Annotated in this window: 15 protein-coding genes; 4 read left to right on the forward strand and 11 right to left on the reverse strand. The window is 69.2% G+C overall.

Annotated features, from left to right (window positions below):
• Window positions 1–124 precede the first annotated feature (124 nt).
• The 5 genes from MED15_RS04890 to MED15_RS04910 form a co-directional block, all read right to left on the reverse strand.
• The gene (locus MED15_RS04890; RefSeq protein ID WP_112699152.1) at window positions 125–1354 is read right to left on the reverse strand and encodes a trypsin-like serine peptidase; all 1230 of its coding nucleotides are present in this window, start codon (window positions 1352–1354) and stop codon (window positions 125–127) included.
• 321 nt (window positions 1355–1675) lie between these two features.
• Complete coding sequence (locus MED15_RS04895; protein ID WP_244220361.1) at window positions 1676–3886, reverse strand: heavy metal translocating P-type ATPase; 2211 nt, start codon at window positions 3884–3886, stop codon at window positions 1676–1678.
• Window positions 3887–4120: 234 nt separating this feature from the next.
• Window positions 4121–4633, reverse strand: a complete 513-nt coding sequence (locus MED15_RS04900; protein WP_112734857.1) for a hypothetical protein — start codon at window positions 4631–4633, stop codon at window positions 4121–4123.
• Complete coding sequence (locus tag MED15_RS04905; RefSeq protein ID WP_167457584.1) at window positions 4623–6422, reverse strand: RyR domain-containing protein; 1800 nt, start codon at window positions 6420–6422, stop codon at window positions 4623–4625. Before MED15_RS04905 ends, MED15_RS04900 begins: the two co-directional genes overlap by 11 nt.
• Before the next feature lie 76 nt (window positions 6423–6498).
• The gene (locus MED15_RS04910; protein ID WP_167457585.1) at window positions 6499–10710 is read right to left on the reverse strand and encodes a HEAT repeat domain-containing protein; all 4212 of its coding nucleotides are present in this window, start codon (window positions 10708–10710) and stop codon (window positions 6499–6501) included.
• A gap of 295 nt (window positions 10711–11005) precedes the next feature.
• Between MED15_RS04910 and MED15_RS04915 the strand changes: the two genes are divergently transcribed.
• On the forward strand, window positions 11006–11962 hold the full coding sequence (locus tag MED15_RS04915) for an SCO2521 family protein (RefSeq protein ID WP_112734860.1): 957 nt from the start codon (window positions 11006–11008) through the stop codon (window positions 11960–11962).
• Window positions 11963–11968: 6 nt separating this feature from the next.
• Here MED15_RS04915 and MED15_RS04920 read toward each other — a convergent pair whose 3' ends face one another.
• The 4 genes from MED15_RS04920 to MED15_RS04935 form a co-directional block, all read right to left on the reverse strand.
• Window positions 11969–12946: an SCO2522 family protein gene (locus tag MED15_RS04920; protein WP_258397746.1), complete on the reverse strand. Its 978-nt coding sequence runs from the start codon at window positions 12944–12946 to the stop codon at window positions 11969–11971.
• The gene (locus tag MED15_RS04925) at window positions 12931–13860 is read right to left on the reverse strand and encodes an SCO2523 family variant P-loop protein (RefSeq protein ID WP_112583163.1); all 930 of its coding nucleotides are present in this window, start codon (window positions 13858–13860) and stop codon (window positions 12931–12933) included. Before MED15_RS04925 ends, MED15_RS04920 begins: the two co-directional genes overlap by 16 nt.
• A complete protein-coding gene (locus MED15_RS04930) occupies window positions 13861–15702 on the reverse strand; it encodes an SCO2524 family protein (RefSeq protein WP_112734861.1) in 1842 nt (613 codons plus the stop codon).
• Between the two features lie 228 nt (window positions 15703–15930).
• Window positions 15931–16722, reverse strand: coding sequence for an SCO2525 family SAM-dependent methyltransferase (locus MED15_RS04935; protein WP_112583161.1), 792 nt, complete (start codon window positions 16720–16722; stop codon window positions 15931–15933).
• Window positions 16723–17153: 431 nt separating this feature from the next.
• Here MED15_RS04935 and MED15_RS04940 point away from each other — a divergent pair, with 431 nt between their 5' ends.
• Window positions 17154–17642, forward strand: coding sequence for a hypothetical protein (locus tag MED15_RS04940; protein WP_146766682.1), 489 nt, complete (start codon window positions 17154–17156; stop codon window positions 17640–17642).
• Window positions 17643–17967: 325 nt separating this feature from the next.
• A complete protein-coding gene (locus MED15_RS33165) occupies window positions 17968–18216 on the forward strand; it encodes a hypothetical protein (protein WP_146766683.1) in 249 nt (82 codons plus the stop codon).
• Window positions 18217–18240: 24 nt separating this feature from the next.
• On the opposite strand, the gene MED15_RS04945 is transcribed toward MED15_RS33165, so the two are convergent.
• Window positions 18241–18522: a BON domain-containing protein gene (locus tag MED15_RS04945; RefSeq protein ID WP_112734863.1), complete on the reverse strand. Its 282-nt coding sequence runs from the start codon at window positions 18520–18522 to the stop codon at window positions 18241–18243.
• Window positions 18523–18973: 451 nt separating this feature from the next.
• Here MED15_RS04945 and MED15_RS04950 point away from each other — a divergent pair, with 451 nt between their 5' ends.
• A complete protein-coding gene (locus MED15_RS04950) occupies window positions 18974–20962 on the forward strand; it encodes an acyl-CoA dehydrogenase family protein (RefSeq protein ID WP_112602247.1) in 1989 nt (662 codons plus the stop codon).
• Window positions 20963–21312: 350 nt separating this feature from the next.
• Here MED15_RS04950 and MED15_RS04955 read toward each other — a convergent pair whose 3' ends face one another.
• Window positions 21313–22176: an alpha/beta fold hydrolase gene (locus tag MED15_RS04955; protein WP_112734864.1), complete on the reverse strand. Its 864-nt coding sequence runs from the start codon at window positions 22174–22176 to the stop codon at window positions 21313–21315.
• Between the last annotated feature and the right edge of the window lie 301 nt (window positions 22177–22477).

Here is a 22477-nt window from a genome sequence, read left to right on the forward strand (position 1 = left end):
GCCGCGCCCCTCCATGGCCGTCCGACGGGGCTCTTCGAGGTCGTTGTGCTGACCAGCCGAGCCGCTGTAGCGAGGATGCCGATGGGCCGCCAAGGCGCAGAGCGCGCATTGGCGGCCCACCGTCTCAGCCGTTGTCGATCAGGCTGGCGATCTCGTTGTAGATCAGGTGCGCCTTCGCGCCCTGGTTCGACGGACAACCGCCGAGGTGGTGCAGGGCGACCACACGGTGGCTGGCGTTCAGCACGGGTGAACCCGAGTTGCCGCCGGAGGTGTCACAGCTGTAACTGATGTTCCAGGTGTTGTAGTTCGCGTTCCGGACGGCGCAGGTCGCGCCGTTCTGGGTGTCCTCGTAGATCGACAGCCGCTTCGCGCTGCCGTCGCCGTGCCCGGGGACATAGATCCGGGTGCCGTTGCTGGTGGCGGTAGTTGCCAGGTACAGCGTGCCGAATCCCTGGATGGCGGCGAAGTTGTTGACCGAGTACAGGGTGTAATCCAGCTGGCTGGAGCCGCCGCTGCTCACCCTGTAGAGGGTGGCACCGCTGACCTTGGTGCCGGCGCCGGGATTCGCGCCGCCGCAGGTGGCGCACTGGTAGTTGAACTGCATCTCGCTGCCGCTCACTGCGGACTGCGTCGAGAAGCAGTGCTTGTTCGTCAGCATCCGGTTGGTGTTGCCGACCCGCCAGGTGGTGCACAGTCCACCGCCGCTGATCAGCAGCCGCGCCACCGCCCTGCCGCGGGCGTACTCGGTGGGGTGGCTGTTCTGGTAGCAGACCACGTCCCGGCGGGCGTCGGTGCTGCACACGGACTGGGTGGAGAAGTTGTGCGCGGCGATTTCCGTGCGGTCGTATCCGCGCCAGAACCGGTCAATGGTGGCGGCGTTGCCACGTGAGGGGCGGCTGCTGTGCAGTGTCACCACGGCGGTGTCGCCCTCCACCGACATCGCCCAGAAACCCGGCTGTCCGTCGGTGGTGTAGTCCGAACCGGTTGCCCGGTTCAGGTGGCGGTCGTAGCGGTAGCTCTCCTTACCGTCGCGGCTCGACACGGTGACGTAGTCGCCTTGGGCCAGTCGCAGTGAGCTGAAGTGCACCTTGACGTAGGTGGCACCGGGATGCTGAATGATCTGTGTCCCGCCGTTGGGGGCGTAGGACAGGGAGCTGTCGACGGTGCGGAGCTCACCGATCGTGGTCACACCCTCTGCCGAGAACTGGTTCGATTCCGGTGCCCGCTCGGATTGTGGCGCGAGAGGGGCAACCGAGTACGCCTCGGCGGCGGGTACCGACAGTAGGCTCAGCCCGAGTGTGCAGGCAGCGAGCGCGACCGCCCCCGTTCGTAGGCGGCGCAGGGCATGTTTCATCTGTCGCTCCTTCTCAGGAATCAGCACCGAGACGTGCCTTCGGCCTTCATACCTGAGATCATGCAAGACATGTAATCCCATCTATGTCATAGCTGCCTGCCGTGCCGCTTCACCCGCCTCACTTCCGTGCGATGCGCCCCGATGTATGGCATATGGCCCGCCTGCTCACCGCCCGGGCCATGTCGACTGTCGTCGATCTTCGGTCCGGCAAGCCAGCCGGTCGCATCGACCTCGTAGCGCCCCCGAACGGCGGGGGTGAGTCCCCCATCAGGCCGTCCGGCTGCGATGTCACCTGCCGCCCCATGCCGAATGCGCATCACGTTATTGGGCCGGCGCCGGATCCTTCCGGGCGGACCCGCGATCCGCAGCTGAATCATCCGGGTGGCGTAACTGCACGCGGCGCAGCAGTTGGGCGTTGAGCGCGACGACGATGGTGGAGGCGGACATCAGCACCGCGGCGACCGCGGGACTCAGGCTCACTCCGGCCCACGCCAGGGCACCGGCGGCCAGGGGCAGGGCGACGACGTTGTAGCCGGCGGCCCAGGCCAGATTTTGGATCATCTTGCGGTAGGAGGCGCGCGAGAGCCTGATGACTCCGGTGACCCCGCGCGGGTCGGAGGAGGCGAGCACGACGCCCGCGGATTCGATCGCGACGTCGGTGCCGGCGCCGATGGCGATGCCGACGTCGGCGCGTGCCAGCGCGGGAGCGTCGTTCACGCCGTCACCGACCATCGCCACCCGCAGGCCCCGGCGTTGCAGCGCACCGACCGCCTCGTCCTTGTCGGCGGGCAGCACCTCGGCGAACACCTCGTCCTCGTCGGGTCTGAAGCCCAGGTCGGCGGCGACCGCCTCGGCCACCGGCCGGGCGTCCCCGGTAATCATGACGATCTTGCGGATGCCCTGCTGGCGTAGGTCGGTGATGGCCTGGCGCGCCTCGGGGCGGATCTGGTCCTCGAGGGCGAGGGCGCCGATGACACTTGCCTGCTCGCCGTCGAGGCGCAGCAGGTGCAGTACCGCGGCTCCCCGCCGGGACCACTCGGCCCGGTGCTCGTCGAGGTCGCCGGGTGCCGTGGCGTCGAGTTCGCGCAACAGAGCGGGTCCGCCCACGGCGTAACTGACGCCGTCAACGTCGGCGCGCACCCCACGGCCGGTCAGCGACTGGAAACCGGTCGCGGTGCGTCGGGCGCCTTGCTGGGCGGCGGCGGTGACGATGGCCCGTGCTAGGGGGTGTTCGCTGTCGGCCTCCACCGCCGCCGCGACGGCCAGCACGTCGGTCTCGCTGACGCCGCCGGTGGCGGCGACACCGACGACGACGTGCTCGCCCCGGGTCAGGGTGCCGGTCTTGTCGAACAGCACCGTGTCGATGGTGCGCATCCGCTCCAGGGCCAGGCGGTCCTTGACCAGGATGCCGCCCTTCGCGGCCACGGCGGTCGACAGGGCGATCACCAGCGGGATGGCCAGGCCCAGTGCGTGCGGGCAGGCGATCACCAGCACCGTGACGGTGCGGACGACTGCCTCGTCGAGGTTGCCGATCAGGGTCCAGATCAGCAGCGTCGCCGCGGCGGCGGTGGTGGCGATATAGAACAACCAGGCCGCAAACCGGTCAGCGAGGACCTGTGCCCTGCCGCTGGACTGCTGGGCCTGCGCGACCAGGCGTTGGATGCCGGCCAGGGCGGTGTCCTCGCCGACGGCCTCGACGCGCACCCGGATGGCCGCGTCGGTGGCGACCGTGCCGGCCACCACCCGGTCGCCGCGGTCGCGGCCGACCGGCCGGGACTCGCCGGTGATCATCGACTCGTCCAACTCCGCGCGGCCGTCGGTGATGCGCCCGTCGGCTGGAACCCGCCCACCTGGGCGCACCAGGACCAGGTCGCCGACACCCAAGTCGCTGACCCGGACCCGTTCGGGTTGACCGTCACCGTCGAGGCGTTCGGCGTCGTCCGGGAGCAGCGCGGCCAGGGCCGACAGTGCGCCCTGGGCCTGGCCAATGGCCTTCATCTCCTGCCAGTGCCCGAGCAGCATGATCGTGACCAGAGCCGCCAGCTCCCACCAGAAGTCCAGGTCGAACGCGCCGAGCGCGGTCGCCGCCGAGGCCACGTACGCGACGGTGATGGCCATCGCGATCAGCAGCATCATCCCCGGCGCCCGGTCACGGACCTCCCGCACCGCGCCCTGCAGGAACGGCCACCCGCCGTAGACGAACACCACCGTTCCCAGCACCGGGCCCACCCAGTCGACACCCGGGAAGTCCAGCCGATAGCCGAACCACTCCATCACCATGTGGCTGGTCACCACGATTGGCACCGTCAAGACCAGGCTCAGCCAGAACTTACGGCGGAACATCTCCGGGTCGTGCCCGGCGTGCTTGTCATGGCCGTCGTGCCCACCGTGCCCGGCATGGCCGTCGTGGGTGCCGGGCTGTACCGGCTGTCCGTGCAGGCCCTCTCGGCTGCTGCGGTGATCACCGTGGCCGTGTCGGTCCGCCGTCTCGGCGGGGGTCTGCATCGTGTGGTGCTCGTCCTCGTGCGACATCCTCATCGCCTCCTCACCCTCAAGATACCCCCGGGGGGTATCTGCGTCCAGGCATGTCGATGTCTCGCACGTCACCCACACGAACTCAGCATTTGTCAGCGACGCAGGAAAGGAGACCGCAGTTCGTCACTTCGCCACCAAAGGAGCAGCGGCCGCCTCTGTGGCAGCAAATCAGACGACGACGCCATCAGGCGCCCTGGCCGGTGCTTCCCCACCGAACGCAGGACCGGCCCGTCAGCCCTCGATGGGCGTTCGGCGGGCACCGACGGGCCAGAGGATCGTGGTCGGGACGCCGTGGCGCCTCGCCCAGTCGATGGTCCGGTCCGTCGACGCGGGGTGACGGCCAGGTTTGCCGTCCCATACCGCCACGAGTCGCTGCACCCGTCGGACCAGCTCCCGGTTGGCAACCACGTAGGCGGCGGTGTCCGAGCGGTCGTAGCCGGTGTGGACGACAGCTGCCGCCCGGTCGAGCAGCTCGTCGAAGGCCAGCCGATTCTCCGGGCTGATCACCGCGACCCGGTAGTCGCGGGCCGGCAGGATCACCTCGTAGGTGCCGCCCAGATCGAGGATCGTACGCGCGAAGACCTGGTCCGCGCCGGCCGCCAGGCAGGTCACGCCGTGCACGGGCCGGTCGCTGATCCGGCCCAACTCGACGCGGAGAGCCTCGGCGACGAGCAGCTCGGTGTCGCTGGTCAGGTTGATGTGCCCGGTCACGCCGACGCGGACCGGGCCGAGGTCAGGCGGCATCCCTCGGGCCTCTCCGCTGCGCGGGCACCGGGGGCGCCAGCCGGATCAGCTCGAACCCGCTGTCGGACAGCACGTCGGGCAGTGCCCGGATCCCCTCGCGATTCTGCTCCTGCACGTCGGACGGCAGCTCCTCCCACGGCCGCAGCGCGGGATGCCGCCGCTGGACGTCATCACGCGGGTCGCCGTACGTCCAGCCGTCACCGCGCCGTTCCCGGCACCACCGATCGTGCTCCAGGCGGGCGAGTTCCTCGATCCGGTCGTCAATGGCCTGCCCGGCGGCCGAGGCGTCACCGGTGCCACCGTGCCGGGGCGCCACGACGCAACCGAGATCCAACAGCTTGGCGGCGATGTCCTGCACGTGGGCCCGGTTGGCCCGCCGCAACGACTCGGGTAGTCGTGACCAGTCCACCATCGCCGGGGCATCGCCGAGTCGTACCCCGGCGCGCTGCTGGGCCTGGAGGTACCGCTCGTGGATCAGCCGGGCCAGCCGCTCGGTGAGGTCCTCGGCGATCAGCCGGGCGTCGCAGGCGTGGGTGAGCACCGGATAGAGGCGGAGCTTGCCGTGTACCTCGTCGAGCAGGTCGTGACGGGAGTCGCCGTGGAAGGCCGCGGCGAGCGCCGCCTGCCGGTAGACCGGCACGAACACGGCACTCTCGGCGCCCTGCCACAGGGCGGGCGTGTCCAGCACGAACTGCAGGCCGCTGATCTCGTCCGGTGCGCAGACGTAGATGCGGTCGTAGCGGTCGCGACCGAGACCGACGACACCGTCGAGATCCAGGTCGTACGCGGTCAACTGGCAGACGGTGGCCAGGAACGGGTAACGCGACGACGCTAGAGCGATCTCGGTGCCGGCATCCGGTGCGACGACGTCCACCCGCAGGGGTGGCACGACGCTGCCCCCGGGGGTGTCGGCGAGGGATGCGCGCCAGTGCCGGGCGGTCTCCACCAGGAGAGCCCGGCGGAAGGTGCCGGTGCCCGCGATGAGGATCCTGGTTGGTTGGTCTCCCCCGCTGGGCAGCGGGTGGTGCCGGTGCAGTGCGCGTGCGGCGACGTCGTCGACGTGGAAGTAGTCCAGCCGCAGCCGGCTGGACCCGGCGGCACCGAGTCGTCGGGCCTGCAGGGACAGACACATCTCCGAGTCGCGAACCAGGATGTAGACCCGCGGTGGTTGCCGTCGGTCCTGGATGAGCCGGTTGGCGGTGTTGGCGATCGCGTGGTTGCGGTCGTCGTCCTCGCTGCAGGCGTAGATGGTGTGGGCTCGCGGCAGGCCGGCGCCGCGTAACACCTCGGGGCTGGTCGGGTCGCCGACCACGCCGAGGTACCGGCGCCACCGGTACTCCAGCGGCCCGAACGGTTCGGAGCGCACCACCACCACACGTTCACCGTCGGCGAAGAGCCGGTCGGCGAGCATGTGGGCGAACTGGGAGTCGCCGCAGACCAGGACGTGACCACGTGCCCGCCGGGCGCGCAGACGGCGACTCTCGGCGGCCAGCAGCAGCCGGCTGGCCTCGGCCACGGCGAGGAGCGTGAACAGCGGGGCAGCGAACCGGGCGACCTGCAGCTGCCACGGGTAGGGGCCGGCGTCCTGGAAGGGTTCGGCACCGAAGACGAAGAGCTGCAGGTCGTAGTAGAGCACGTCGTACGGATCGTGGGCGACGTCCGGTCGGGCCTGGAGCAGGCGCTCGAAGCCGACATAGCCGAGGACGAGAGCGGACAGCCCGATCACTCCGAAGAGGACTCGCAGACTCCAGCCGGCCGAGCGGGACGAGCCGGCGACCGGATCCGTCATGAGCTCATGGTATTTGACGAGGTCGATCGGATCGCCGCTCGACGCGCATGCGTGTGCACCTACGGCTCCGGATCGATCACGGAAAGTCGTCGGGTCGGGTGTCGGGCAGCGTGGCCAGCAGTTGCCCGGCCAGCCGCCGCACCGCGCCGTCATCCTCCTGATGCGCGAGCCGCACGAGCACCTCCCGGGTCCGGGTATCCCTGTCGTAGTGACGGGTCAACGCGAGCAGCGCGGTCCGGCGGATCTCCCAGTCATCGTCGTCAGCCAGCCGCAGCAGCAGGTCCCGCACCCCCGTGCGGCCGGCCAGGCCGGCGCCCAACTGCTCCACGGCGCGGCGGCGAACCTCCAGGGCCGGATCGTCGCGGACCAGCCCGACCAGCAGCACCTGAACCTCCGGGTCGGCGCCGAAGTGCTCGCCGAGCGCGGCGGCGATGCGGGCGCGGATCGCCGGGTCCTGGTCCGACAGGCGGCGCATGAGCCGCAGCGTCACCGCCATGGATGCCGAGCCCTGCTCGGTCAGACAGCGCACGGCCGCATCGAACACGGTCGGGTCGGTGTCGGACTCGACGCATTCCAGCAGCACGTCGGTCGCCAGTTCCGGGCTCCCGTACGCGCAGAGGGTCTGTACGGCGGCCAACCGGATGCCGACGTAGCTGTCTCGGCGGGCCCGCCGGCACAGTGTTTCCATCAGGCCCGGGGCGTCGCCGTGGCGGGCGAGCGCCTGGGCGGCGGCGCACAGCACGTTCGGGTCGGGGTCCCGACTGACCTGCTCGGCAAGGCACTCCCGCACCTCAAGGTCCGCCGGGTCGGCGAGACGGGCCAGGCTACGGGTGACCCGCAGCCGGACGATCGGGTCCCGCTCCTGGGAGGCGCGGCTGATGAGCAGATCTCGGGTCGCGTGGCCGAACAGCGGTCGCCCGGTGAGCAGGTCGACCGCGGCGAGCCGGACGCTCGCGGTCGGATCGCGTCGAGCGCTCTCCAGCAGCAGTTCCCCGGTGCGGTGGTCGGGGTAGGCCTCGGCAAGCGCGCGCACCGCGGCGAGGCGTACCGTCGCGTCCTCGTCGACGTGAGCCGAGCGGGCCACCACGGTCCACCCGGTGTCGTCGGCACGGTCCCGGTCGATCAGAGCGGTGACCGCGGCGGCCCGCACGGAGGACTCCTCGTCCTGCTCGATCTGATCGATCAGCCGGGCCCGGCAGCGGCCCTCCGGGTCGGGTACGAGCGCCAACCGCTGCACGGCGACCACGCGGACCCGCGCGGACGTGTCCGAGCCGGCCAGCTTCAGCAACAGCTCGGTGCTCTCCGGGCTGGGGCGCTCGGGCAGCAGCTCGGTCAGAATGCAGCGTCGGACCTCGTCCGGGGAATCGCCGGTGACCCGCTGCAACGCCGTGGTTCGTGCGGTCTCGGCATACTCCGGCAGAACCAGCAGACCCTTCAGCACGCACTGCACCACACCGGGGTCGGTGTCGGTGGCCAGCAGTCGCTGCATCGTCTCGGGTGCGTCCGGCAGGTCGGCGCAACGCGCCGTGAGCACTCCGGCGGCGGCTCGCCGCACCGCGACGGCGGTGTCCCCGGTGGCTCTGGCCAACACCTGGCGGACGTCGTCGGAGAGTTCGGGCCGGGTGCCGAGGGACTGCACGGCCAGCGCCCGCACCGCGAGATCGGGAGAGCTGGCGAGGTCGCGCAGCACGTCCACGAGGTCAAGGTCGGCGCCGAAGTGGGCGACCAGTGCGCGTACGGCGGCCTGCCGCACTGCGGTGGAGACCTCGGCCTGCGCCTGGGCGAGCAGGATGTCCCGGCATCGGTGACTGCTGCCGCCGGTGGCGTCGAGGCGGCCGGCAGCCTCGGCCAGCCCGGCGACCAGGGTGAGGTGGGCCTGCCGCTCGCGGCCCTGCCCCAGCTCCCGGACGAGCAGGTCCTCCATCTGCTCCTCGGCGGTGGACAGCACCGCCGCGATCCGGGTGGCGAAGGGAGAGCCGGATCGCCAACTGGTCCGGACCCCACGGCGGCGGTACCAGTGCAGGAAGATCTCCCGGCCGGGCCAACTCGGGCCGAGCGCCCGGATCGAGGACAGCAGCTCCTGCTCGGTGAGATCCACCAGGTTCGGGTCGTCGGCGGAGATGCCATGCTCGATGAGACGCACGACCTGACGCAGCACGGCGTCGCCCGCGCCGGCCAGTTCGGCGGGCTGCGGCGCCTCAGCCACGCACTGCGCCGCCAGCACCAGGTTCCACGGCGGCCCGGTCAGGTTCAGCGGCGGCCACGGTTGAGTGGCCTCGGTGGCGAGCACGGTGACCAGCTCGTTGGCGGTCTGGGCGGGCAGGGCGCTGGCAACCAGTCGAAGCACCTCCCGCCACGACGGATCGGCCCAGCGCTCGCGAAACAGCGAACGCAGACGATCAGGGCCCCAGGTCGGATCGTGCTCGCATCTGTCCACGATCTCTTCGGCACAGAAGAACTCCAGGAACGCGCGGTGCACGAACCCGAACAGTCGCAGTCCGTAACGTTCCAGGATGAAGCTGCGCTGCCGCAATTTGTCGATCATCGAGTAGGCCATGGCGAGCGCCCGCTCATTCTCAAAACCGTAGAACGCGACGAGGTGGTCCCGGAAGATGCGCGCCAATTCGTCGGATTCAATGTAGTTTCCGGCAGGGCCGGACTCGCGGAACTGCATCCAATACGCCAGGTGACGCAGCAGCCGACGCTTCGCCTGCAGGTCCAGCGACGGGACGTCGCCGTGGCTCTCGCGCAGTTGCTTGGTCACATCCCACTCGGAGATCAGTACGTCGGTCACGTGCGCGTAGAGCCGGCGTCGGTTGCGGGGCAGCGGGTGACCCCGGCCGACGATCGCCATGAGCATCAGCAGCAGGGGGTTGCCGGCGATCTCGCGCATCGCTCGAGAACTGCCCACCACGTCGAGGATCTGCCGCCGCTGCCGCTCTGCCTCCGCAGCCGACGTGGGCATCACGTAGCGGTACCAGTTGCCGAGGAACCTCGCGATCTGCTCGTCGTCGAGATCCTCCAGGGTGAAGTGGTCGAAGCCTGCGTTGGCAAAGGTGTGCCGCTGGTAGCCGGCCGCCCGCGAGGTGACCACGGTCAGCACCCCCGGGTACTCGTTGGCGAACGTGGCGATCTGTGCGGCCACCTCTTCCCGCTGCGCCGGGTCGAACACCTCGTCCAGGCCGTCGAACAGGAACAGCGCCTGGCCGCCCTGGCGCAGGTACGACTCCAGCACGTCCTGGTCTATACCGGCCAGCCCCTGCTGGTGGCGGTGGCCGACGTAGTCGAGCAAGCCGTCGCACCGGCCGTCCCCATGATGGGTGGCGTAGGAGCGCAGCTCGATCAGGACGGGTAGGTACCGGTCCAACGCACGCAGTCGAGGCTCGACGCAGACCTCGGCCAGCGTCAGCGCCAGGTACCGCGCGGCTGCGGACTTGCCGGAGCCGGGGTCGCCGAGCAGCACGATCGTGCGCCGGCCCGGGTCGGACACCACATCGAACAACGACAGCTCGTCCTTGGCCGCGTACTCCTCCCAGAGCCGCTCCACCTCCTCCGGGTTGACCACCCCGGGCAGCCCTCCGACGTCGTCGCCCGGCGTGGACCCGGCCCAGCGCCACCACGCCAGCGGCATCTCCGGTCGCGCGTCCTCGTGGACGCGGGGCTCCACGAACACCTTGGGCAGCCCGACGGTGAGGTAGCCGATGGTGGGACGCGGTGAGACCGCGTCCACCGAGACGGCCTGGTATCTCAGCGACAACTGCTTGTAGTACTGGTTGCGAACGGCCGTCGGCAGGTGGGTGTCCGGGTCGGCGGGCTCGCGCGCCGGGGACCTGCCACTGCGTACGTCGGCCAGTGCGGCGGTCACCTTGGCGGTGAGGTCGTCCACGCCGGAGAAGAAGGCGCAGAGGTGGCGCTCCTTGAGCTCACGGCGCAACGCGACGATCTGCTGCCAGTCGGCATCGCGGTCGATCATGTCGACCGGCCAGGGAGTGTCCTCCGCGAGCAGGAAGACCAGGCAGGGCTTTCCCGCCGCGAGCGCCTCCCGGTACTCCAACTCGGTGATGGAGGACTCCTGGCCGGGCGGCCGGAACCCGTACCGCCAGGCGAACAGCCCCACGTAGAGGTCGCACCGGCGGACGTCGGCGAGGCAGCGTTCCAGCGGCGGCCGGATGTCGGCGCCGTACGCCTCCATGGCCACGTCGTCGATCTCGAGACGGCGAGCCACGGCGTGCACGGCAGCGCGGTATTCCAGCAGGTCCTTTTGTGTGGCCGAAATGTAGACCTTCATGAACGGCAAACTCCAGGGGGTGGCTGGCGACCGCACCATTGAAAATATCAGCCGCTGTCACGTCCGTCCGACCCGCGAACACTCCGAACGCCCGCCGTACATGGGATTCCCGCCGACCCCGGGCTTATGATGGCCATCAACAGATACGGATCCGAGGTCGAATCTCGCACTCGCGGAGTTTTGGTTGTCCGACGCGGATCCGTGTCAGTGCCGGTCACCAGGGGTGTACGTCAATCAGTATGAGCCGCAAACCGCGGGATGAGCGCGGGTCGGTTGCAGCGTTGCGGAGGAAGCCATGCTCACGGTCGGTGAGGTGCACACCAGCCTTCTGCAGCACAGCACGGCGTTGGCCCAGGAGCAGAGCGCCGAAGTGCTCGGCCTGATCGAGGGCGAGGCCGTGCTGACCTCCCGGCGTCCATCGCTGTACGCGGTGTCACCCGATGTGCGGACCGGTGTCGACTGCTGGCTCCCGAGCGCCAAGAAGCGCCAGTTACGTGGCGTGGGAGCCGTCGTCACCCGGGCCATCATCACCGGCGGCCGGATCGTGCAGGCCTCCTCGGTCATCCACGTCGTCGCCGGCGAGCGCCGCCAGCCGTGGTCGCACTATCTGGCCAACCCCGGCGTCCTGGAGACGGTCGGCAAGCTGGACGTCGCCGACCTGAGCGCGGGCTTCCTGCACGGCAACAACGCCGACGTGCTGAACCTGGAGGCGATCACCGGCAGGGTGCTCGACGGTGTGCAGATGTCAGACCTACTGGACCGGCGCCCGCCACTGCGCACCGCCCGCACACGGCTGCGCTGGACCGCACAGGCCGACGAGCGTCCGAACCGGGAGGTCTCGGCGGTGGTCACCGTGGACTCGCCCACCCTGCGTACGGTCGAACTCGTGCTCGACCCGCAGGACGTGCCGGCCGCCGTGGCCGGGCTCTGCGAAGATCTCGCGTTGCACGACTGGCTGCTGACCATGCTGTCCTCGCTGGTGGAGTCCGCGGTCACCCGCTCGGCCTCCGGGCAGGAGCACGTCGAGCGGCTGCGGCCGGTGCTGGAGCACCTGCTGCACCTGTGGCTGCCCGGCGCGCGGGTGCACCCGCGGCTGCGGCCGATCTGGGACCAGTTGGAGCAGGTACCCGGGTTCAGCCGTCAGTGGAACTCGTCGGTCAACTGGATCCGGGATCAGATCAGCGTGAGCAACATGGCTCTGCTACGCGACCTGGCCGGCCGGGTGGCCGTCGACGAGCCGTGCCGACGCTGAGCACGCTCAGTCGCTGATGAACACGTAGCTCAGCCGGTCGACCAGCTCGCTGGGCAGGTGCAGGCCCTCGCCGCCGGCCCGTTTGGCGACCTGCTGCGCGACCGCCGGCGGCACCGCCACCTGGCCGAGGATGGTCCGTACGGCCAACTCCACCGGCAGGTACTGGGTGCCCATCAGGGTCAGCGTGCGATACGCGCAGAACGGCGCGGCCGCCGGGTTCAGCTGGACGATCGCCGGCAGTTCGTCCCAGTCCGTCGGCAGCTCGCCGGTGAGCTGACACGGCTGCGTCATCGTCTCGCCCCGATGCCGTAGCACGCCGAGTCGGGTCATCTGCCAGACCGAGGCGAGCAGGGCGCAGGCCCACACCCGGGCGTCCGGCTCGTCGGACCAGAGCTCGATGTCGACGAAGATGGAGTGCCGGGGATCGCCGGACTGTAACGGCGGAGACCACGGACGTGGCAGGGTCATCGCCGGCGCGTCGGCGTGCCCGGGGGACCGTTTACCGTTGGACAACCAGCCCGACTCGCTCAACGGTGGACGACTCCCGGTGGTGTGCCGAGGTGGTTCCACCACCAGTGTGTCGACCACCAACCGGGCCAGTTCGGCTCCGTCGTGCCGAGCGAAGCTGGACTCCCGGGCCACGTAGTCCAAGATCAGGCCGTGCTCCGCCGCGGCGCTCTGCACCTGCGGGATGACCTCGCGTGGGGTACCGAAGCGGTGGAAGTAGTCGTCCAACATGAAGCAGGTGCTGATCCGCGGCTCCCGGTGTGCGGGCAGCCCTCGTCGGGCCAGAGCCGGGATCGCGGCCGACCAGTCCGCGATCCGCTCGAACTTGCGCCTCAGCTCCTCACACCCGTCGCCGAAGTCCTCCGCGTAGAAGTGCCCCAGCTCCACGGACAGATGCGAGTACGCCACGCTCTCTGTACGACGCACCGCAGCTGCCTCCTGGAACCTGACATCCATGCCGATCACGCGGTGTCCCATGCCGTCTCGTCGAAAAGCTTCTCGGTCAGGTCAACGAAGGCGTCCACCGTCTTGACGTTGGCAATTTTGGATTGCACGTCGTGATCGGAGATCAGCTGCTCCCGCCACTGCAGCAGAGGATCCAACGGCACCTCGCCGAGCAGCGTCGTACGCCCGACACCTCGTCGTCGGGCCAGCTCCGACAGCTCCGTGTCGCACTTACGCAGGAACGCCTGCTGGGCGAGGCCGAGGTGGCCGACCTCCGGGCCGCGTGAGTCGATCACCGCCGTACGGATGAAGCGCAGCGACTCCCGTAGCCTGTCCGGCTCGTGGCCGTACTCCTTGCCCATGGCCACGATCCCACCCGCCTCGAAGGCCAGGTCCGCCGCTGCGGTGACGTGCTGGGGAGTCCACCGGTGGAAGACCAACCAGCGCACGGCGACCTTGCGCAGGGTCGAGGTCGCGGTGGCGGCCAGCGCGATCTGACTGGCGTACGACCGGCCGGCGCTGAGGTCCACCAGGGTCAGGTCGAACTCCTCCTCCAGCCGGAGGAAGAGCTCGGCGCAGCGCTTGGCGATGTCGTTGGTGAAACCGAACTCGCTACCGTTGCGTTGCCCCGGCAAGAGCACCAGCGGACCGGACCCGATGGGCCTCTGACGCAGGCTGGCACGTTCGGAGGTGCCCCACACGTCCAACTGCTCCGGAGACGGGATCTCCCCGCGCAAATATCGGTGCAGGCCGCCACCGTTGGGCCCGGCGCCCTCCACGCCATTGACGGCCTGCGGAATCTGGAACGTGATGCCGGCGGTCGGCGAGCCGAAGTCGTAGTCCAGGTAGCAGGTGGGGCGACCGGACAACGCGCTGCGGTAGGCGATGTTCGCCGCGGTCACCGACCGCCCGGTGCCGCCCTTGTGCGACGTGACGAAGACCAGCATTCAGATCCCCTCGCTGGCCTTCTGCTGCCCGGTGGCGACGTCGTTGAGCAGCAACAGGACAGTGTTCACCAGCGCGGCCGCCGTGCCGGGACGCTCGTCGACCAGCAGCTGCGCCCGGCCCAGGCTGGCTCGGATGCTGCGCATGCTGCGCTGCATCGCCTCACCGTCGAAGGTGCCTCGCATCAACTCCCGGTCGAAGAGGTATTCGGCCTCGTCGACGAGATCCTGCGCGTAGTCGGCCAGCCGGCCGGCTCGTGGGAACGGCCGCTCCCACAGCAGCTGACCGGAGGTGACCAGAGCCTGCACCACCCGCTCGGTCAGATACCAGGAGGGTGCGTCCGGCTTCGGCGCCAGGCCGGGAAAAGCACCACCGGCGTGGTCCCACAGCCCCTGGTGCCGGCCGTCCGGGATGCGCCGCAGCAGCAGGTGGTCCCACACCTCGTCGGCCAGCTCGAGCAGTTCACTGCGCCGTCGGGCGTTGCTCAGCAGACCGGCGACGGTGGTCGCCCGCTGTAGCAGCACCGTGGAGAATTCGTTCACGTTCCACGTCATGATCGGCTTTGACGTGTCGTCGTTCAGGGTCACCCGCTTGCCTGGCGCGTGCACGAACAGCGCCGGCTCGCCGGGCGACGCCCGCCGGGTGATCCGCGCCCGCTGCGCCAGCTCCACCAGCACCGAGGCGATCCGCCCGAGCTCCTCGTCACCGCCGCGCCCGACGGCGATCAGGCCCTTCACCGCCAGCGACGTGGCCTGGAGGGTGTAGTAGTCGGTCCGGTCACCGTCGGTCGTCCGCCAGGGGATGTCCTCGATGGGCCACCGCCGTCGGTTGCCGAAGGTCGCCACCGTCGCCCAGTACGTCCGGGTGAGCTCCCAGCGCAGTTGCAGCGCTCGGGACAGCCGCTGCTGCTCCTCGTTGAGCAACCCGAGCAGCCGGGTGCGTTCGGAGTTCAGGTCGTCGATGGCGTCCATCGCGATCACCGTGAAGTAGAGGTAGGGCGCATTCTCCGCGGAGCCCTCACGCTGCAGGCCGATCGGTTCGGTGGTCGGGACCTCCTCGGCCCCGGAGATGATCCCCCACGACCAGCCGCACTCGAACAGCATCTCGCTGTTGTCCAGGTCCTCGGTCACCCGGCCCGACCCGATGATCACGCTACGCAGGCTCGCCATCGTGTCCCGCAACTGCTCGCGCAGCGCCGCCACCAGCTCGCGGCGCGGCAGCTCGTCCTGGTTGACCATGTCGCACAGACGAGTGCCGTACTCGTCGGTGGAGGTGAAGACGAAGGTGCTGAAGCTGCGGAGCAGACCGACCATCGCCGCCGTGAGGCGCGCGCCCGCCATCGCCTCCAGTTCGTCCAGTTGCGCCAACAGGTCGCGCCGCTGGGTGGAGTCCCGGTAGACCTTGACGAAACCGATCGTCGCCAGCGTGAGTGTGACCGACACCGCGAACGAGTCGACGATGTCCAGGGAACGCTGCTCGTCGGTGAGCTCCGGACCGCCCTCCAGCGGGGTGAGGTAACTGCCCCCACCGAAGATCGGAGCGCCGGCGTCGTCGGTGTACCGCCGGAAATAGTCGATCATCACGCTGACCAGCCGGCGGGGAATCTCGATCGCGCCGCCGATCGGGCTGAGCGCCTCGATCACCTCTTCGTCGGCGCGGTCCGGGTCGTCCAGTGACAACACGGGGACCTTGGCCGCGGGGAGCAACAGGGTCAGCAGTTGCTCTGCGTCGCTGATCGAGTTGCTACCACTTCGGCTACCCCAGTGCCATTCACCGTTCGCCCAGCAACTGCGAACCGTAGCCCGCCAGATGTCGAGGATCTCCTGGCGCGGCTGCATCCGCATGATCCACCGCCGTCTGTTGTAGTCGTCGACTCGAAACCTCTGGTATTGCCGTGCCCACAATGGTCCACGATGACGTACAGCGTCATGGTAGCGGGCCAGTCGAGTGCCCCTTGAAAGGCTTCGATGGCCGCGTGTCGGCACTCCGGCCAATCGGGCACGATGGAATGCCCCGCCGCCACGCTGCACCGAGAGCACGACGTCGGCGCATCCCACAGGCACGCCTCGGCGCTATCCGCGGGTACGGCCGGTGGCCAGCAGCATGCTCAGATACCCGTCCCGCAGCGGCGGCTTGGGCCGCACCTCGTGGACGTCCAGGTCGTACGCGCCCGCCGCGATGCTGGCCACCACGTCGGCGCGCTGCAGTGACACCGCCGGGAACATCCGCGGACCGACGCTGTAGCCGAGGGACCCGAGCATGACCGTCACGGCGAAGGGCGACCCGGGCCGCAGCGCGTCCAGAAACCGACCGATCGCGTGCTCGGCCTCGGCCCGGTCGGCCGAGATGGAGCAGGCCACGAAGAACATCGTGCCGGCGCTCCAGGCGTGCCTCGGCAGGGTGAAGACGCTGGCCCGCACCACCCGGCCCACCTGCGCCAGGCGCCGGCGCGGGTCCGCCAGTGCCGCGTACGCCGGGTGCTCCGCGCACACCTGCCAGTACGGGTCCCAGAGCTCGTCGTAGCTGTCGACCTGCATGCGCAGCCAGTTCACGTTCGCCGTCGACCATTCACACAGGTCGACGGCCTTCGCGAACGGCAGAAGCGACAGCGCCGGATACAGATTCGCTCCGGACCCCACGTCGACGCACCGCGCGTCGGAGAGCTTCGCCTCGGCGAAGAAGTCTCGGATGCGGCAGAGGATCTCCCGATCGTCGGACCGCAGATCCGCGTAGTTGTGCCGGACATATGCCTGCGGGTCGAAGCTGTCCCACTCGACGTCGGAATTGACCGGCCTCGGCGACTGAATCGGCGAGCGTGGCGTCGACTCGCCGCAACCGCCCCCAGTCGCCGGGGTCAACGCCATGGACGGGCCTCCATCGGGTCGGCGAATCACATTGGTCGCTGAAGCGGCGCTCAGTGCACTGCCCATTATGTATCGGAGGTGGTGTTGGCTCACAAGTGTAGGAACTTCACCATCCGCCGGGAATGACGACGACAGGACGGTGGCCGGATGCCGACAACACGTCCGCACCAACCCGATCGACACCTGGTAGGCCGCCGCCTTCGCAGCCCATCACGGGGCCGCGGTCGGGCACGTTCTCGACGCAGACCAATCTTCGTCGCCCGCAGGCCGACACCTGCGAGCACTGCACGCACCCGTCGTCCACGCTCACGACGCGCCTCGCGTCAAGCTCCACACCTGGGGCTCGGTGCTCGTCGGCCCAATAACTGATCCCACCCGTTCGAACGCGGCTGGTAGCGTGCGCCGAACATGAAGATCATGGGGGAACATCGATGAACCGAACTCGACTCGTCCTGACTGGCTTGGCCGTTGCGGCGGCGATCGCGATGTCCGGCTGCGATCCGCAGCCCAAACCTGAGGGCACCGCAACCTCGCCGTCCCCGGCGGCCTCAAGCGCCGCCCCGACCGGCGGCGCGGCCACCACAGCGACCAGCACCGCAGCCAACGACGCGGCCACAGTGAAGGCCTGCGCCGACATCAGGAAGGACATCAAGGACAACGCGACCAAGGTCACCGAGGCCGAGAAGATCGGCCCGCCAGCCGGGCACTTCGCGGTCAGTGCCCAGTGGGCCGCCGGCTCGGTCGCGATCCTGGCGCACTCGATAGGCGCCAACGAGGCAGTCACCGCCGCCTCCGAAAAAATCCAGAACGAGATGATGGGCCTGAGCGACGCGTACAACAAGTCCGCCAAGGCCAAGCCCAGCAAGAAGGCCCTGGAAGCCGCCATCAAGGAGCTGGACACCGCCTGCTCGGCCGGCTGACCGGTTCGACCACGCAATCGGCCGTGACCCTCACCCGGACGGTCACCGCCGATTCGCATGTCCGCGCGGCCTGCGGCACCTGGGTCAGCGGCCTCTGAGCAACCGACGGTCAGCCTGCGCGACGCCCAGCGAGCTACCGCGAAGAGCGGCGCGCTGTTCCCGCCAAGCAACACATCCGTCCAGATAGGTGGCTACTGCTGACGGAACCGATTCCGTACATCGGTGAAGACCGCCTAGCGAGGACCTCACCCCGCCGCTCATAGAGGCCTGGTTGTAGACGGCCACGGATCTTGCCGGCCTACACACCGACGGCGCGACGACGACCGTGCGGTTCACCCTGAACGGCTCCCCCGCTGCGGCGCTCGCCGGCCAGATAACCGATCTGACGGTGCAGTACGGCCTTGTCCCTGCGCGGGTCGAGTCCGAGCACAGTCGCGTGTCCATCCTGTACGCGCTGCTGGCCGTTCCGGTCGGGGTGTTCGTCGCCGCGCGGCTCGCCGCCGTCGCCGCCGGCACCGCCGCGGCCGGCATGGTCGCCGGTACATTCGGCTACCGCCGTGACCTGTGTGCCTGAGCGGATCGCCGTGGCAACCGCTGTTCACCGCTCCAACGGGCGCAGCCGATTGTTGACGTCGTGCACTCCCGGAGTGCCCCAGGCGCGGGCGTGGGCCTCCGTGCGGACATCAGCGCACGTGACCACGCCCTCCAAAATGACAACGCGGTTCTGCACTTCGATGCAGATGCGTTCGTGACGCAACCGGGGATCCCGCTGCATGCGCTCAAGCAGCTGGCAGGCCAGACGGGCATCATCATCAGAGGCTGGCCCGGTCTGGAACAGCGATGGAGGGTCGTCGGGAAAGAACCAGGGGACGTAGGTCATGCTGCCTCCTCACAGGCGCTTCGGTGTTTCCTGCGTTCGCGCTGCAAACACCGGTCGGGCGGGGGTGACCGGGACTCAGCGTCGGGTCGGGGCCACGGGGTACGGCGGAGCGTCCTGCTCGGCAGCCGCGATCGTCTGGCCGGAGCCACCGAGCTTGACCAGAATCGCTGACGTGTCGCGTGGCATGAGCTGCTCCTTTCATATCGTCTGTTCCCCTTGCGCTACCCAAAGGACGTCCCGGACTAGACGCCGAAACGATGACGGTTGCTGCCCACTTTCGTGACGCTGGCCGTGCCCGTCCGTCCCAGACGGCGGGGGTGCGGCTAGCAGATCACCAACGCCGGAGGGGTGGCGCGGCGACGGTGGCACGGTCGCCGTCGGTGCTCACTGGCGCCGCTATCCTTGATCGAGTACGACCTGTACGCATATGTCCGCTAGCTGAGGGGGAACCGTGCCCGATCAGATCGACCTCGCTCGCCTGCGGGACGTGCTCGACGGACCGTGGGCCGCAGTCCGCAACGCGCACCGGGAGCACCTCGACGCGCGTTTCCTCCCGGTCTACGGCGAGACCGGTGACCAGGCACGGGAGCGGATCACCCGGTTGCTCACCGAACTCCCCGCCGAGCTCGGTATGGCGTCGGCCTTCCCCACCGAGTACGGCGGCAGCTCCGACGTCGGCGGCTCGATCATCGCCAGCGAGATGCTGGCGCAGGTGGACCTGTCACTGATGGTCAAGGCCGGAGTGCAGTGGGGCCTCTTCGGCGGCGCGGTCGCGGCCCTCGGCACCCGCCGCCACCATGACGCCTATCTCCGGGACATCGTCTCGGGCACAATCTTCGGCTGCTTCGCCATGACCGAGACCGGGCACGGCTCCGACGTCCAGCAGCTGCGCACCACCTGCACGTACGACCCGCAGACGCAGACTTTCGACCTGCACACCCCGCACGAGGCGGCCCGCAAGGACTACATCGGCAATGCCGCCCGGGACGGGCGGATGGCGGTGGTCTTCGCGCAGCTGATCACGAACGGCCGGCGGCACGGCGTACACGCGTGGTTGGTGCCGATCCGCGACGCGCAGGGCAACCCGCTGCCCGGCGTGCGCATCGGCGACGCCGGGCCCAAGGCCGGCCTGCTCGGCGTGGACAACGGGCGGCTCACCTTCGACCACGTACAGGTGCCGAGGGACATGCTGCTGGACCGCTACGGTCAGGTCGCACCGGACGGGACGTACTCCAGCCCGATCGAGAACGACTCCCGACGCTTCTTCACCATGCTCGGCACCCTGGTCCGCGGCCGGGTGAGCGTCGGCGGCGCCGCGTCGGCGGCCACCAAGTCGGCGCTGACGATCGCGGTGCGCTACGGCGACATCCGCCGCCAGTTCGGCACACCCGACGCCGACCGGGAGGTGCTGCTCAACGACTACCTGGCCCACCAGCGCAAGCTGCTGCCCGCCCTGGCCACCACGTACGCGCTGCACTTCGCCCAGACCGAGCTGGTCGCCGCCCTCAGTGAGGTGCAGGGCGGCGACGGGCCGGTCGACGAACACCGGCAACGGGAGCTGGAGTCCCGGGCCGCCGGTCTCAAGGCCGCGCAGACCTGGCATGCGACCCGCACCATCCAGATGTGCCGCGAGGCGTGCGGCGGCGCCGGCTACCTGGCCGAGAACCGGCTACCCAGCCTCAAGGCCGACACCGACGTCTTCACCACCTTCGAGGGCGACAACACGGTGCTGTTGCAGCTGGTGGCCAAGGGGCTGCTCACCGGCTACCGGGACGAGTTCGGCTCGCTGGACGGCTGGGGGCGCGCCTCCTTCGTCGCCGAGCAGGTCCGCGAGATGGTGCTCGAACGCACCGCCGCGCGGTCGCTCATTGAGCGGCTGATCAGCGCCGTACCCGGTCGCGACGACGAGGTCGCCGTCACCGACCGAGGCTGGCAGCTCAAGATTTTCGAGGACCGCGAGAGGCACCTCCTCGACGGCGCGGTCCGCCGCCTGCGCAACGGCGCGGCCACCAAGAAGAACCGGCCCTTCGACATCTTCAACGACGTCCAGGACCACGTCCTCGCCGTCGCCGCCGCGCACATCGACCGGATCACCCTGGAGGCGTTCGTCGCCGGCATCGAAGACACCGCCGACACCGCGGTCCGGGCGCTACTCTCCCGCGTTTGTGACCTGTACGCGCTCAGCGTCATCGAGGCCAACAAGGGCTGGTTCCTGGAGCACGGCCGGCTCACACCGGCTCGCTCGAAGGCGATCACCGGCGTCGTGAACGGATTACTCAAAGAGCTACGCCCGCACATGCGGACGCTCGTCGACGGTTTCGCCATCCCGGACTCGTGGCTGCACGCCGCGATCCTGGGCGAGGAACCCCGCCGGCAGGAGACCATGACCGCTCACGACGCCGCCGGTGACCCGGAGGCAGTCCCCGCCCAGGCGGGATGACTCCACAGGTCGATCGCCACCAAACGTCACGCGGAGCTGCACCCTGTTGCCGCTTCCGCCCCGCTGAAGCTGCTCAGACGGGTCAACGACCGCCGCACAGACAACTCGATCGAGGAGAACGACCACCCCACATCAGGTCATGGCACCGGCATGTCGCCTCGGCCCCGTAACTCACCCCACCGCTACACCTTCACTCGCGAAGAGCCCGTTTGGTACGCGTAGGCCCTCAAGGCGATCGCGAGTGATCTGGACGGCGTCGTCGATCAGCGAGACGGCGGCAGATGCGCGCACCTGATCATGGGAGAAGACCCGTGGATAAGGCCCGGGTGGTGTCGTGTGGTGCCGGAGGCTCAGGACAGGAAGCGATGCAGGGCTGCGGTCAAGTCGTCCGGGTTCTCCTCGGCGACGTGGTGGCCGGACTCAATCGAGTGCCCGCGCAGATCGGGAGCCCACGGGCGCCAAACGGCTAGCGGGTCGCCGTACAGGTCTTCCATGTCGTCCCGTGTCGACCACAGCACGAGAGTCGGGCAGCGGACAGTACGACCGTCACGCCGGTCGGCTTCCTCGTGCGCCCGGTCAACGCCGAGGCCCGCCCGGTAGTCCTCCAGCATGGCCCGAACGGTGGCCGCATCGTGGATGGCCCGCAGGAACTCCTGGTAATTCGCGGCTCCCATGCTCTCGGGCCGGGCCTTACTGGCGTACCAAGCATCGGGGTCGGCCGCGATGGCTCGCTCTGGCTTGTCCGGCTGAGCAAAGAAGAACCAGTGGTACCAGTCATGGGCGAACTTCGCATCGCACCTGGCAAGAGCCTCACTGATGGGAACACCGTCGATGACCACCAACTGACTGACCGTGTCGGGATGATCAAGCGCCAGGCGCAACGCCACGTACGACCCACGGTCATGTCCGACCGTCGCGAACGTCGGGTGGCCCAGTTTCTCCATCAGCTGGACCAGATCCGCCGCAACCACCCGCTTGGACTGCTGCGAGTGATCCGCGAGGATCTGCGCCTTGCCGGACTGCCCATAGCCGCGCATGTCGGGACAGAAGACGGTGAACCCCCGATCAACCAGCTGCGGCGCGACGCGATGCCACGTCGACCCCGTACGCGGATGTCCGTGGATGAGGAGGACCGCGGGCCCGTGCCCCGCATACCGGACCCGGAGCTCCACCTCCCCGACATCGACCCGCTCGTCCTCGAAACCGTCAAACATGCGCGGAAAGTATCCAGGCCCCCGCCAAGAAAACATCTACTCACCGGCATGTGCGGACGTCGCGCTACTGCCTCCGCCAACGCCAACGCTGACGCCTTCGGATTCGCCGGGCTCGCACCGGGCCGCCGAAGATCGTGAGCTGCCGGCTGAGCGCCTTGGTTGGCACCGGCGTTGGCTCCCGTAGCCGCATCGGTCGATCGTGAAGCACGCCCACAATCGCCACGCTGTGTCAGCGGCAGACCCGCGCGTACGCGGATCGCGGCTGGTAGCCAGTGACGAGCGAGCAGCTTGCCACGGCGCT

Source organism: Micromonospora noduli (genome assembly GCF_003264475.1).
Lineage (GTDB): Bacteria > Actinomycetota > Actinomycetes > Mycobacteriales > Micromonosporaceae > Micromonospora > Micromonospora noduli.

Excerpts from the sequence above, each read along its gene's own strand:
- MED15_RS04945 (WP_112734863.1), bottom strand. The coding sequence starts at position 18,522 with ATGACCTACGTCCCCTGGTTCTTTCCCGACGACCCTCCATCGCTGTTC.
- MED15_RS04955 (WP_112734864.1), bottom strand. The coding sequence starts at position 22,176 with ATGTTTGACGGTTTCGAGGACGAGCGGGTCGATGTCGGGGAGGTGGAG.
- MED15_RS04895 (WP_244220361.1), bottom strand. The coding sequence starts at position 3,886 with ATGTCGCACGAGGACGAGCACCACACGATGCAGACCCCCGCCGAGACG.
- MED15_RS04905 (WP_167457584.1), bottom strand. The coding sequence starts at position 6,422 with ATGACGGATCCGGTCGCCGGCTCGTCCCGCTCGGCCGGCTGGAGTCTG.
- MED15_RS04930 (WP_112734861.1), bottom strand. The coding sequence starts at position 15,702 with ATGCGGATGCAGCCGCGCCAGGAGATCCTCGACATCTGGCGGGCTACG.
- MED15_RS04935 (WP_112583161.1), bottom strand. The coding sequence starts at position 16,722 with ATGGCGTTGACCCCGGCGACTGGGGGCGGTTGCGGCGAGTCGACGCCA.
- MED15_RS04890 (WP_112699152.1), bottom strand. The coding sequence starts at position 1,354 with ATGAAACATGCCCTGCGCCGCCTACGAACGGGGGCGGTCGCGCTCGCT.
- MED15_RS04925 (WP_112583163.1), bottom strand. The coding sequence starts at position 13,860 with ATGCTGGTCTTCGTCACGTCGCACAAGGGCGGCACCGGGCGGTCGGTG.
- MED15_RS04900 (WP_112734857.1), bottom strand. The coding sequence starts at position 4,633 with ATGCCGCCTGACCTCGGCCCGGTCCGCGTCGGCGTGACCGGGCACATC.
- MED15_RS04910 (WP_167457585.1), bottom strand. The coding sequence starts at position 10,710 with ATGAAGGTCTACATTTCGGCCACACAAAAGGACCTGCTGGAATACCGC.
- MED15_RS04920 (WP_258397746.1), bottom strand. The coding sequence starts at position 12,946 with ATGGGACACCGCGTGATCGGCATGGATGTCAGGTTCCAGGAGGCAGCT.
- MED15_RS04915 (WP_112734860.1), top strand. The coding sequence starts at position 11,006 with ATGCTCACGGTCGGTGAGGTGCACACCAGCCTTCTGCAGCACAGCACG.
- MED15_RS04940 (WP_146766682.1), top strand. The coding sequence starts at position 17,154 with ATGAACCGAACTCGACTCGTCCTGACTGGCTTGGCCGTTGCGGCGGCG.